Origin of the sequence: Polycladidibacter hongkongensis (genome assembly GCF_001561995.1) — a bacterium.
Classification (GTDB): Bacteria; Pseudomonadota; Alphaproteobacteria; order Rhizobiales; family Stappiaceae; genus Pseudovibrio; species Pseudovibrio hongkongensis.
The window spans coordinates 1-13,090 of record NZ_LLWC01000009.1; the positions used below are offsets into that span (position 1 = coordinate 1).

General features: G+C 50.7%; 12 protein-coding genes. 11 read left to right on the forward strand and 1 reads right to left on the reverse strand.

The window, feature by feature from the left end; translation table 11 throughout:
- Window positions 1–273: 273 nt before the first annotated feature.
- On the reverse strand, window positions 274–1,146 hold the full coding sequence (locus tag AYK82_RS03280; protein WP_068311344.1) for a LysR substrate-binding domain-containing protein: 873 nt from the start codon (window positions 1,144–1,146) through the stop codon (window positions 274–276).
- 127 nt (window positions 1,147–1,273) lie between these two features.
- Here AYK82_RS03280 and AYK82_RS03285 point away from each other — a divergent pair, with 127 nt between their 5' ends.
- From AYK82_RS03285 to AYK82_RS03330, 11 genes are all read left to right on the forward strand, one after another.
- Window positions 1,274–3,310: an ABC transporter substrate-binding protein gene (locus tag AYK82_RS03285; RefSeq protein ID WP_068311346.1), complete on the forward strand. Its 2,037-nt coding sequence runs from the start codon at window positions 1,274–1,276 to the stop codon at window positions 3,308–3,310.
- 77 nt (window positions 3,311–3,387) lie between these two features.
- Complete coding sequence (locus AYK82_RS03290) at window positions 3,388–4,392, forward strand: ABC transporter permease (RefSeq protein ID WP_068311348.1); 1,005 nt, start codon at window positions 3,388–3,390, stop codon at window positions 4,390–4,392.
- On the forward strand, window positions 4,392–5,516 hold the full coding sequence (locus AYK82_RS03295; RefSeq protein WP_068311350.1) for an ABC transporter permease: 1,125 nt from the start codon (window positions 4,392–4,394) through the stop codon (window positions 5,514–5,516). The genes AYK82_RS03290 and AYK82_RS03295 overlap by 1 nt, the downstream gene beginning before the upstream one ends.
- The gene (locus AYK82_RS03300; RefSeq protein ID WP_068311352.1) at window positions 5,513–6,547 is read left to right on the forward strand and encodes an ABC transporter ATP-binding protein; all 1,035 of its coding nucleotides are present in this window, start codon (window positions 5,513–5,515) and stop codon (window positions 6,545–6,547) included. The genes AYK82_RS03295 and AYK82_RS03300 overlap by 4 nt, the downstream gene beginning before the upstream one ends.
- On the forward strand, window positions 6,544–7,566 hold the full coding sequence (locus AYK82_RS03305) for an ABC transporter ATP-binding protein (protein ID WP_244265707.1): 1,023 nt from the start codon (window positions 6,544–6,546) through the stop codon (window positions 7,564–7,566). The genes AYK82_RS03300 and AYK82_RS03305 overlap by 4 nt, the downstream gene beginning before the upstream one ends.
- Before the next feature lie 23 nt (window positions 7,567–7,589).
- Window positions 7,590–9,104 (forward strand): sulfatase-like hydrolase/transferase, encoded by a 1,515-nt coding sequence (locus AYK82_RS03310; protein ID WP_068311354.1) that lies wholly within the window; start codon window positions 7,590–7,592, stop codon window positions 9,102–9,104.
- 37 nt (window positions 9,105–9,141) lie between these two features.
- A complete protein-coding gene (locus AYK82_RS18465; protein WP_279626407.1) occupies window positions 9,142–9,276 on the forward strand; it encodes a hypothetical protein in 135 nt (44 codons plus the stop codon).
- 6 nt (window positions 9,277–9,282) lie between these two features.
- The gene (locus tag AYK82_RS03315; RefSeq protein ID WP_068311356.1) at window positions 9,283–9,468 is read left to right on the forward strand and encodes a hypothetical protein; all 186 of its coding nucleotides are present in this window, start codon (window positions 9,283–9,285) and stop codon (window positions 9,466–9,468) included.
- Window positions 9,469–9,921: 453 nt separating this feature from the next.
- Window positions 9,922–11,160 carry an ABC transporter substrate-binding protein gene (locus AYK82_RS03320; RefSeq protein ID WP_068311357.1) on the forward strand — a complete coding sequence of 413 codons (1,239 nt, stop codon included), beginning with the start codon at window positions 9,922–9,924 and terminating at the stop codon, window positions 11,158–11,160.
- An 82-nt stretch (window positions 11,161–11,242) separates the two neighbouring features.
- On the forward strand, window positions 11,243–12,139 hold the full coding sequence (locus AYK82_RS03325) for a carbohydrate ABC transporter permease (protein ID WP_068311359.1): 897 nt from the start codon (window positions 11,243–11,245) through the stop codon (window positions 12,137–12,139).
- 11 nt (window positions 12,140–12,150) lie between these two features.
- Window positions 12,151–13,089, forward strand: a complete 939-nt coding sequence (locus AYK82_RS03330) for a carbohydrate ABC transporter permease (protein WP_068311361.1) — start codon at window positions 12,151–12,153, stop codon at window positions 13,087–13,089.
- Window position 13,090: the final 1 nt, after the last annotated feature.

Here is a 13,090-nt window from a genome sequence, read left to right on the forward strand (position 1 = left end):
GGAAGTGAAACGCCCCTGCGCCAATGGTACTTCGTCTTAAGACGCGGGAGAGTAGGGCGCCGCCGGACATGATAACCTCACACACACACACTTCAAATTCAAACAAACACATAAAAAACCTCCCAAAATACAAACTAGCTTCATTCAGCAACGCACGTACAAACGGCAGCATGCGCGCATCGTTGTCTAAGTGCGCGCTAAACAGCATCCGCACCCGCGCAGATCACCCGCACGCACAAAACTCCACGACCGCGCATAACACCACGACCAAAATCAAATATTTAACGAGAAAAACTCCATAAGCGGGGCGTAACCCAATGAACCCTTTCGGCAGACCAAATATTCATGGGCAACCTCTTCACAGCCATCAATCCGAATAGCGCAGAGGCGTTCATCGCATCCAGCCTCCCGGTCCAGGATAATGGTGAAGCCGAAACCTAGCGCGACAGCTTCCCGCACAGACTCACGTCCGAATATCTCCAGTACAACATTTGGCTTAAAACCTGCTTTTTGGCAGTGTTCAAATGCCAATTGGCGGGTGTAGGAGCCTTTTTCTCGCATGATCATTGGCAACCCAGCTAAGCTGTTAATGCTAAGCGACGCTTGGCTGGCAATCGGCGCGGTTTTGGGAACAAGGAGCTGAAGGGATTGGATCGCAAACTGTTGGCAGTGGTACTTATTGATAGGCTCACTCAAACCTATGCTAATGAGATCCAGATGGAAGTCATCAAGCATAGTGAAAAGCCTTGAAGAGTTCGCCTGTTGGAATTCAAGTGGTACGAGTGGTTCAGCGGCGCGAAAGCGCTTTGCAGCACTCAGTACGAGCTGAGGGGCTGTATATCCAATCTTTAACGGCGCAACCGAATTTCCGGTTGCATAGCGGATAGTGTCCAGCATTCTATTGGTTTCGTTGAGGGTATCACGGGCCACAGCTACGACATGTTCACCGGCGGTTGTGAGCAATAACCTGCGCCCAACACGGCGAAAAATGGGAACTTCAAATTCTTTTTCAAAGGTTCTTATCAAATTTGTGACAGCTGGTTGGCTAATTCCAAGTGTTCTCGCCGCACTTGTTATTCCGTTGCCATCAACTACCGCAACGAAGGCTTGTAGTTGGCGTAATGTCGGCCGATTTGCGCCATTCATAAAAATTCGCCCTCTCAACTTAAGGTCAGATTATGAAAATAAATGCTACATAATACATGTCACAGGGATTTTGTAATAATTTACTAAAGAAGCGGTTGCAAGCTATTTCGTTAGGAGCATTCCCGCTATGAAGTTATTCGCATCTGCAAGTATTTTACTCGCCTCAACTGCTGTTGCAGTTGCTTCCCCTTGTTCTGAATTTACCGTAGAAACAGCCGGAAAAATGGCTGGTAAGTATCCTCAGCAATATGAATTGCTTGAGTTTCAAGAGGCAACAAATTGTAAAGTCACTTTTAGTCAAAACCCTGAGATTGAAAAGCTTAATGCCCTGATTATCGGCAATAAGGCGCTTGGAAGCGTTACAGAGCGCTTGCCATCTGAGCCTCTGGTTGTTGCGCCATACGAAGCGGTTGGGGTTTATGGCGGCGTGCTAGATGGCATGTCTAATGCAACAGAAGCGGGAACATCGGACCTTTTGTCAGTCCGGCACGTTAATCTGGTTCGTTTTGCAGATGATCTTGAGACCATCGTACCAAACATTGCAAAAGACTATAAGTGGAATGACGATTATACCAAGCTGACGTTCACTCTCCGTAAGGGCCATAAATGGTCTGACGGCGCGCCATTTACCTCTGCCGATATTGTCTTCTGGTACGACAATATGACCCGTGATCCTAAAGTGGTGGAGAAGCCGAAGGACATGTGGTCCGCTGGTGGTGAGCCAATTGTTGTCACAGCTGTTGATGCTCAAACCGTTGAGTTTTCTATGAAGGCACCAAAGCCGGGCTTGCTTTCAGCTTTGGCAACAAACTACGCGCAACCTTTTCAGCCGAAGCACTTCCTCGGCCAGTATCACCCGCAAATTAATCCCAAAGCAGATGAGCTGGCGAAGGCGGCCGGTTTTGAGAGCGGCTATGATGTCATCGGCTTTTACTATGGCGGCTCGGACTGGAAAGATGTGCCATCCCCGCTGCTGAAGGATGCATCCAAGATCGCAAAATTGCCAGCGGCTGTTGTTCCAACGCTAGAAAGTCACGTGGTTGTTGAAGACACAACTGAAGGGCGTCGCGTTGTTGCAAACCCTTACTTCCATATGGTCGACACTGCGGGTAACCAGCTGCCATATATCAATGAGATTCGCGAAACCTATGTTCCGGAAAACGAAGTGCGCGTGCTCAAAATGGTCAATGGTGAGATTGACTACAAATCCCAGTCCGTTTCCCTTCCCGACGCACCAACCCTTTTGGACGGTCAGGAAAAAGGCAATTACGCGGTAGATCTGCGCCCAACCATTGGTCTAGCATCTTTCGCCTTCAATGTTACTGCAAACGACGAAGAAAAGCGTAGCATTTTTGCCAATAAAGATTTCCGCTTGGCGATGTCCCACGCCATTAATCGTGGCGAGATCAATTCCGCTGCTTACTTCGACTTAGGTCAGCCAAGCGCCTACACCGCTTTTGATCCCGCGCCTTCATTTATCACAGATGAGCAGAAAAATTACGCAATTGCGTTTGATGCAGAAAAAGCATCGCGGCTGCTCGATAAGGTCGGCTTGAAGGATATTGACGGCGATGGCTGGCGTGATTTGCCCTCTGGTAAAAAGCTCACGTTGAATTTGCAGTTCTCCACTCAGGGCTTGCCAACAACAGTGGCCGAGCTTGTGGCCCAAGACTGGTCAAACGCGGGTATTCAGACAGTCATCAAAGAAGTTACATCTGATGAGTACCGAGCGGCTCAATCGGCTAATGAGCTTGATGTGCTTGCTTGGAACAAGGGCCAGCCACTGCCGGTCATTCAGGGTTCAGCAAAAGACTTCGTTCCGCCATATGATGATTTCTTCGGGCTGCGCGTCGGGATGCCTTGGGTCCAGTATGTAGATACTAATGGCGCGGAAGGCATGGAGCCACCAGTTTGGACCAAAGAACTGGCTGCAAAAATTCAAAAGTGGCAGTCCCTCGTTCCTGGTACAGACGCTTCAAACAAGTTGGGCCACGAGTTGGTGGCAGATGTTCAGGAGCAATTCCTGATGATTGGCACCGTGAAAGCGCCGGCGCCAATCTATCATTCCAACAAACTCAAAAACTTCTCTACGCCAAAAACATCATCCTACGATTTTTATCGTGTCTACCCTTACCGCCCTCAACAGTGGTTCCTAACCAACTAGTTGCAGGAAACGTAAGACCAGTGAGGGCGGTTCATCGCCCTCACTTTTTGCCTTTAAGGCAGTAGAAAGCAGGCGAAATGGCGTCATTCCTTAAGTTTATAGCGGTGCGTTTTGCGGCGGCATTTGCCACAATGCTGCTTGTATCGTTTATCGTTTTTACCCTGATGGAGCTCGTGCCCGGGAATTGTGCCGAGCGCTACATTGCCTACAAAACGACACAGGGTCAGTTGATCACTGAAGCCGACATCCGCGCGGAAGAAGTGCGGATGGGGCTTGACCGTCCCTATATCGAGCGCTGGGTTAAATGGGTAAGCAGCGCCATTTTCAGGTTTGACTTGGGTGAAAGCTGCCTCTGGCGTGTCGATGTTACCCAACTTATAGGTGACAAGCTTGGAATTTCGCTTGGGCTTAGTTTCGCAGCATTAATGCTGACCTATGTAATTGCGATCCCCGTCGGCATCCTCTCCGCCAGCATGCGCGACGGTGTTTTAGACAGCTCTCTACGCGTTGCCAGTTACTTGGGCCTTGCGTTGCCAAACTTCCTCCTTGCCCTTGGTATCATGCTCGTCTCCACCGTCTTCTTTGGAGATACCTTGACGGGGCTGTTCTCGGATGAATACCGGGATGTACCATGGAGTATGGCAAAACTGGGCGACATGCTCTCTCACGCATGGTTGCCAATCCTAATATTGGGGTGGTCGGCGACTGCGATCCAGCTGCAAACTGTTCGTGCACTGATGTCAGATGAGCAAGGCAAGCTGTATGTGACAGCGGCAAAAGCACGAGGAATTACAGGGATGCGCTTGCTCATGTGCTACCCCGCTCGTCATGCGCTTGGACCAGTCATCAATTCAATCGGCTTCGATCTGAATCGCATCTTCAATGACTTGCCAATAGTCGCGGCAGTTCTTGCATTGACCGATGCTGGCGCACTGCTACTCGAAGCCTTGGCGAAATCAAATGACCAGCAGCTCGCCGGCGCGATTATTCTAGCCATGACGGCAACCATCGTCGCCTTGAATTTTCTGACTGATATTCTCCTCGCCTTTATCGACCCACGCGTACGCAAGGGGTTTTTCTAATGGCACTATTCGCCGCAAAACCGATCAAAAAAGAAGACTACTACACCGCTTCTCAGCTACAGCTTGTATGGGCACGCTTTAAAAAGAAGAAAAGTGCGCTAATCGCCGCCTTTTGTTTGCTCTTTTTTGTTCTTTCAGGCGTTTTTGCGCCGTTTTTGAGCCCCTACGCCCCAACTGCGGCGGGGCGAAATCAGGATTATACAAATGGTGCGCCGCAAATCCCGCAGTTTTGCGATGCGAAAGGGTGCTCGGCGCGTCCGTTCATTCACAAGGTCGAAAGGCACCGAGGAGTAGAGACCAACTTTAGATGGGTGACCAAGCAAACGGATAAGCGCAACTACATTGTGCTGCTGCCAAAATCGAAGCCCTACACCATGCTAGGTATCCCGCTTTCACATCGCCTTTTTGGTGTCGAAGAGGGGTTCATTCACCTGTTTGGAACAGACGCAACAGGCAAAGACATTTTCTCCCGCACCTTACATGCAATCGGCATTAGCCTAGCTGTGGGAACGGTGGGGGTGCTGATATCCTTTGTTCTGGCCTTGGTGATCGGCGGCGTTGCGGGATATTTCGGTGGTTGGGTAGACACTGTGCTGCAAGCGCTAATGGACACAGTCAAAACAACCCCGACTATTCCGCTATTTATGGCACTGGCAGCATTCATCCCCGATGAATGGTCAGCCGAAGCACGCTTTACATTTATCTCGATCATCCTTGGGCTGCTGGGTTGGGGCACATTGGCCCGTAGAATCCGCACTCATGTGTTGGCAGAAAGAAACGCAGATTATGTACTGGCGGCAAAGCTCTGCGCCGCAAAGCCAGCCCACATTATTATGCGCCACCTTCTGCCCAGCTTTACCAGCTATATAATTGTCGATCTTGTGATCTCGTTTCCATACATGGTTTTGGCGGAAACATCGCTCAGCTTTATAGGTCTTGGTCTAAAAGATCCGGTCAACTCGCTTGGTGTACTCCTGCAAAATGTCACCAAAGTTGACGTCTTGCTCAATTACCAATGGTACTTCATTCCAGTCCCGATTTTTGTAGCGATCGTGCTCGCTTTTGTTTTTGTTGGCGATGGACTGCGCGACGCCGCGGACCCTTACTCGGAGCATCGCAAATGACCCTGCTTCGCGTGCAAGATTTGCAAATAAAGTTCTCCACTCCCGAAGGCGAAATCACCGCGGTGGATCATGTCTCATTTGAAGTCAATCCCGGCGAGGTCTTGGGATTGGTCGGGGAAAGCGGGTCAGGGAAATCGGTTACGGCCCGCGCCCTAATGCAACTAAACGCGAGCAATACCACCTACGGTGAGAACTCTAAGCTCCTGTTGGAAACACCCGGCGAAAGCGTCGACATTCTTGCGCTTAAGAGCGAGCGGCAAAGGCGCAAGGTTCGCGGGGATCTCGTTTCGATGATCTTCCAAGAGCCAATGGCAAGCTTTGCACCGGCGCTGACAATCGGAAGCCAGATGTGCGAGCAGTTGAAGCTTCATCGCGGACTGCGGCGCCCCGAGGCAAAGGACCTGTCAATTCAACTGCTTTCCCGGGTAGGCATATCTGATGCCGCTCGTCGGTTTGACCAATATGCCTTTGAGTTGTCGGGGGGGATGCGCCAACGAGCTATGATAGCCATGGCTCTTTCGACAAAACCCAGTTTGCTTATCGCAGACGAGCCAACAACGGCGCTGGATGTTACCATTCAGGCGCAAGTTATTGATTTGATGAAGGAGATAGCACGCGACTTTGGCATGGGTATCATCTTCATTACGCACGATCTGGGAGTCATTGCCCAAACTGCAGACAGAGTCGCGGTCATGTATCTTGGCAAGATTGTCGAAAGCGGCCCTGTACGCGAGGTGCTTCACAATCCAGCACATCCATACACGCGTGGCCTCATAAATGCCCTTCCGAAGCTGGAAGACCTTGAGGCTCAGTTGACACCCGTGCCGGGAGATATACCCAGCCCGCTGGAGCGTCCAGCAGGTTGTGTGTTCCATACCCGCTGCCCTCAGTTTTCAAAAGGAACCTGTGAACACGCAATTCCTCCGCAACATCTGGTCGGGAATGAGCATTTTTCCGCCTGCCATCTTCATGAAGAGGCCCTTGCCAGTACACTGGCCTCCGCCGAGCATAATCAAGGGGTACCGGCATGATTAAGTCTTCCCCCATGGTCACTAAGACCAGCGCGGTCTCGATCAAGAACCTTACAGTTCGATTTCCCATCAGCAAATCGATGCTGGGCAAAGCTGAGTACCTAACGGCGGTTAGAGATGTTTCTCTGGAAATCCCACGTGGCAGCTTCTTCGGCTTGGTAGGAGAATCCGGTTCTGGGAAAACCACACTTGGTCGTGCTACGCTAAAAGCAGCGCCGATTTCGCAAGGCGCGATTACTTTTCGGGATAGAGAAGACCGAGCCTTCGCGCTGGCCGAGCTGGGCAGCAAGGAAGAGCGATCCTTTCGTCACCGGGCACAACTCATTTTTCAAGACCCCTACGCCGCTTTGAGCCCGCGCATGACAGTACGCGACATAATTGCCGAACCATTAGAGGTGATGAAGCTTACAAAATCGCGGGCAGAAACAGATGAATTGGTCAGAGAGATTGCAGCCAAATGTCGACTAAACGTCGAGCATTTGCGCCGCTTTCCCCACGCGTTTTCGGGCGGGCAACGCCAGCGGATTTCCATTGCACGGGCTCTGGTTACCAACCCGTCCTACATTGTGGCCGATGAAAGTGTCGCCGCGCTTGATGTCTCGATTCAAGCCGACATCCTTAATCTTTTAAAATCGTTGCAGTGTGATTTGGGGCTGACTTTTCTGTTCATCAGCCACGACCTTTCCGTTGTTGCTCACACCTGCGATCATGTGGCTGTCATGTATCTTGGGTCCTTGGTTGAGGTTGCCCGTCCACGCGAACTCTTTGCCTCGCCGCAACACCCCTACACGCAGGCTTTACTATCGGCGATCCCTTCTCTCGATCCAGATCACAAGACCAAACCAATGGCTTTGCGGGGCGAAATCCCCAGCCCGGTTAACCTGCCATCTGGCTGTAAGTTCCACACGCGCTGTCCGTCGGCGACCGAGCGGTGCCGCTTCGAAGAGCCAGTGCTGCAAGGTTCAGGTGGACACAAAGTGGCCTGCCATCACGTTGACGCCGCACTTCAAGCAGTTTAGTTTCCCGCAGTTGTAGAATGAAAATGAAACAAGATTTACCGAATATTCTTTTTATCACCGCTGATCAATGGCGTGGCGATACTGTCGCGTACGCTGGTAACAAGATTGTCAAAACACAGAATATCGACAGCTTGGCAGCTGAAGGAGTGGCATTCTTGCAGCACTACGCTGCGGCCGCGCCCTGCTCACCAGCGCGGGCCGCTATGTATACTGGTCTCTACCAAATGAACAATCGCGTCACCACCAATGGTACGCCGCTGGCGGGCAGCTTTGATAACATGGCCCGTGCCGCGCGTCGGGCAGGCTACACTCCGACCCTCTTTGGCTACACAGATATCGCGGCTGATCCGCGTGAGCACGCTCCGAATGATCCTGCTGCAAGAACATATGAGGGGGTGCTGCCCGGCTTTGATGTCGGCCAAAGCCTTTTTGAAAATGCGGCGCCTTGGAAAAACTGGCTACGCAAGCGCGGGCATACGCTAGCAACACTCAAAGACCCTTACTTACTGCCGCCACCAGATGGAGAAGTTGTTCCAACAAGCGCAGCAGCCTTTGGTGAAGAGGAAACCCAAACAGCGTATCTGGCGGGACGTTTTTTGGATTGGTTTGACGAGCAATGCACAGAGCGACCTTGGTTTGCGCACCTTTCACTTATTCACCCGCATCCACCCTTCGTTGCGCCTGCCCCATTTAACGATATGTACGCGCCTGATGCCGTACCCCCTTTGAAGGGCGGAGATGCTGCCGACGAGGTTTTTGATCGGCACCCGCTGGTCAAGCTTCTGCGAGAACAGTCTGATGCGAGCAGCTTTGTGCCCGGCATAGAAGGGAGCGTCGCGGAGTTTTCAGCCCACGACTTCCAACGGATCAAGGGCGTGTACTACGGCCTTATCTCGGAAGTTGATGCGCAGCTAGGGCACATTTTTGATCACTTGAAAGCGAGCGGAGCTTGGGAGAACACATTTATTGTGTTCACCTCGGATCATGGGGAGATGATGGGAGACCACGCAATGCTTGGCAAAGGCGGATTTTATCCGCAAAGCCAACACGTCCCACTTATCATGAAGCTACCTTATTGCGGGCCACAGCCAGCAACACACGCCAAAACCAGCGCGGTAGATCTGTTCCCAACGCTACTCGACCTTATGCAGTTAACCCCGGAAAATGACGTGAACGGGCAATCGCTTCTGCCATTCCTCAAGGGTGAAAAGCCGGAAAACTGGCGCGACTCGGTTATTTGGGAGTTCGATTTCCGCCACCTTCAGCAAAATCTGCAGTTAGAAAAGTGCGTCCTTCCAGAAGATCACCAGTTGATGGTGCGGATGTGCGACAATCACCTCTTTGCGTATTCACCATCCCTTCCGCCGGTTCTCTTCGATCTACAGGCCGATCCGGATTGCTGCCGCAATCTTTGGGAGACTGAGGATGGAAAGCGGATGGCATCGCCTCTTCTTCAAAGTATGCTGCAAGAGCGCATGCGCGCGGCAAATGACACGCTGGTTTCCCAAAACGTTCTGTTCAACAACGCAAACGGCTAAAACCCAGTGCAAATTGCACAAACAAGGAGCATGTAAAATGCTACTACCTGCGCCAAAGCTGGGGGAACCCTACCTGCGCACACCCGGGCCCCTTACGACTTCAGCAATGGTCAAAGAGGCGATGCTTGGTATCTATCAAACTATGGTCGGTCTAGCGGTTTATCCGCTTTAGGCAATCTTGAAGATTGATGAAACGGCTCCCGGTATTCAGGAGGGAAAGATCGCCGGTGGTGTTACTGTTGGTGTTGTGTTCTCTGGCAACGCCGTAGGTAAAACTCCAGCTGAGCTTGCTGCCTTATCAGCAGCAAAGGTTGATGACCTTAGACAACACGCAACCAAGCTACGAAGCGGGAGCGGACTGTAACCGATACGATTGCCGGTCTGCCTGAATTGGTCGACGAACTGGTAGCTAAACTGTGATGAATACGACCAGTTAACCGTGAATCGTCACCACCTAAAAGGCTCTGGTATTGCCCGCTAAAGCTGCATCGGCAAAGTGGGCAATAGCTGCCTTGAAAAATTTATTTTGATAACTGAATAAATTCATCATTCATAGTAACTCCGAAATATTACGCAGATGTCAAACTAAGGTGCTGATATACTTGGAATAATGATTGAAAATATTTTAGATAAACATTTTTTGACTAAGTAAAGCGATCTTTCTTTCAAATTTAGTTCTTGACTCCGCACCTCTCCCATTTCAGTCTATGGGTAATTGATTACAAACAATAAGATAGACAAGTGTAATCGGTTACATTTGCGGTGCATCCGGGAAATGTACTGCAAGTATTTTGGGAGCCCAAGGGAGGATTTGGGAATGAATAAATTTACAAGCGCTATTGCGTCTACTCTTTTGCTTTCGTCTACTTGTGTTGCGGGCGCAGTTGATCTTGAAGTTACTCACTGGTGGACTTCAGGTGGTGAAGCTGCCGCAGTGAAAGTTATGGCTGATGCTGTCAACAAATCCGGCCATACTTGGGTAGATGGTGCAATCGCAGGTGGTGGTAATGCGCGCCCAATGATTATCAGCCGTATTTCTGGCGGTGATCCAATGGCCGCGACCCAGCTGAACACTGGCCGGGATGCCGAGGACCTGATCAAAGCTGGCCTGATGACAGACCTGACCGATGTGGCCGAAAAAGAAGGCTGGGCAGACATTATCCGCCCCGCAAAGCTTCTTGATGCATGTCGCTATGAAGGCCGCATCTATTGCGTGCCAGTCAATATCCACTCCTTCCAGTGGATGTGGTTGAACCGCAAAGTGTATGAAGCCAATGGCATGGCAGTTCCAACCAACTGGGAAGAGTTTGCTGCTTCTGCGCCGAAGATGAAAGAAGCTGGCGTTACACCACTCGCAGTGGGTGGTGAAACTTGGCAGCTGTCTGGCATGGCAAACGTCTTTCAAGTCGCGCTGGGTGGTGTCGAGCTCTACCGTGGTCTGCAGGCTAAAGACGCAAAATTGGCGGCAAGCGCAGAGATGACCAAAGTGTTTGAGGCTATTGCAGCTGCGCGCGGCATGGTTGACAATGGTTATGTGGGACGCGCATGGAACGATGCAACAGGCATGGTTATTACTGGTAAAGCCGCAGCCCAAATTATGGGTGACTGGGCACAGGGGGAATTCTCCGTTGCCAATCAAACCGCCGGCGTAGACTACGACTGCTTGCCGGGCCTCGGTGTTCATCCGGTACTTGACACCGGCGGTGATGCTTTCTTCTTCCCGAAACCTGCAGACGACAATCCTGAGATTGTTGCCGCCCAGAAAGAAATGGCATCTCTGCTAGTTTCAAAAGAAGTGCAGGTCGACTTCAACCTCAAAAAAGGCTCCTTGCCAGTACGGGGTGACGTTGATCTGGAGAGCGCCAACGCGTGTATGAAAAAAGGTCTGGCTATTCTGGAGCATGCAGAAAACATTCTGCCTTCCGACGAACAAGCCTTCTCTTCTGATACACAAGGCCAGCTGGAAGACCTCTGGGTTGAGTTCTTCAATGACCCAAGCCTGAGCGTTGAAGATGCTCAAGCTCGCTTCGTTGAGATCATCGAAATGGCTGACTAAGCCCAAAACAGCCCACAGTGAGGGGAATAACGCAGGTCGACCACTGGTCGGCCTGCACGTTTCTTCTAGTCGGAGTACTGATATGCAAGCGGCCAAGCGTCCCAACCCGCTTTTTAAGAATTTACAAGCAAAAATCGCAGCAATACCGATGATCGCGGTAACGTTGATCGTCTTCCTCGGGTGCTCAATCTGGACCGTCGTCTATTCATTTACAAAGTCACGCGCACTTCCTCTTGAGGAGTTTGTTGGCTTTTATCAGTACGAGCGATTATTCAAGACATCGCGATGGCTTATCTCGCTAGAAAACATCGCAATCTACGGTATCTTCTCTCTCATTCTGACGTTTGTCATCGGTTTCACACTCGCCGCATTGATTGATCAGAAGATCCGTTTCGAAAACACTTTCCGAACAATCATACTCTATCCTTTCGCGCTTTCCTTTATCGTCACCGGCGTCGTGTGGCAGTGGATCTTGGATCCGACACTAGGTATCCAGCATTCCATGCAAGCGCTGGGTTGGGAAAGCTTCCAGCTAGACCTAATCGCGGATCGAGACCTTGTTATTTTTGCTTTGCTGATAGCAGGGTTATGGCAAGGGACCGGCTTTGCTATGGTGCTCATGCTGGCAGGTATCCGCGGTATTGATGGGGAAATCTGGAAAGCTTCCCGCATCGATGGTATTCCCACTTGGAAGACCTACCTCTTTGTCGTCATTCCGATGATGCGCGGCGTGATGGTCACCACACTGGTGATAATCGCAGCTGGCATCGTGAAACTATATGATCTCGTTGTCGCGATGACCAACGGTGGACCCGGTATCGCCTCGGAAGTCCCGGCAAAGTACGTCTATGATTTCATGTTCGCGCGCGCCAATCTTGGCCAAGGCCTCGCCGCTTCCACCATTATGCTGACAACAGTTCTGATCATCCTGATCCCTTGGATCTACCTTGAGTACGGCAATAAGAAGCAGAAGAGTTAGAGGGGGAGACCATGAGCGTTCTTGCATATGAATCTACGCCAGAAAAAGCGACTGCAAAAAAAGCTCGCAGTGTAGAGCCATCAGGCTCCCGGCCGACACGCTATTTAGATCCTGGTCGGATTATCCTGTATTCGGTGCTGTTTGTTGCTGCTGTTTATTACCTATTGCCACTTTATGTTATGGTGATGACCTCCATGAAGGGGCTGCCTGAAATCCGCATGGGCAACATTTTTTCTCCACCTATGGAAATCACATTCCAGCACTGGGTGAAGGCGTGGGATAGCGCTTGCACAGGCCTTTATTGCGAAGGCTTAAAGGTCGGCTTCTGGAATTCTGTGAAAATCACAGTTCCGAGCGTGATTATGTCGATCGCCATCGCCTCGGTGAATGGCTACGCCCTCTCTCATTGGCGCTTTAAGGGATCAGAAGTGTTTTTTACCATCCTGATTTTTGGGTCCTTTATCCCATATCAGGTTATGCTTTATCCCTTGGTAATTATTACACGTGAGCTCGGCATTTTTGGCTCTCTAAGCGCTGTCGTTTTCGTTCATACAATCTTTGGGATGCCGATCCTGACGCTGCTGTTTAGGAATTACTTTGCCTCACTGCCACCTGAGCTATTAAGCGCTGCACGAGTTGATGGCGCTGGGTTTTGGGGGATCTTCTTCAAGATCTTGATTCCCATGTCCGTTCCAATTTTCATGGTTGCGGTGATTATGCAGATTACCGGTATCTGGAACGACTTCCTCTTTGGCACCATCTTCGCTGGTATCAAAAACTTCCCGATGACCGTGCAGCTCAACAACATCGTCAACACGACTCAAGGCGTTAAAGAATACAATGTGAATATGGCTTCTACAATTTTGACTGGGGCTGTGCCGCTTTGCATCTACGTTCTTTCAGGTAAATATTTTGTGCGTGGCATCGCCGCCGGTGCAGTGAAAGGGTAAC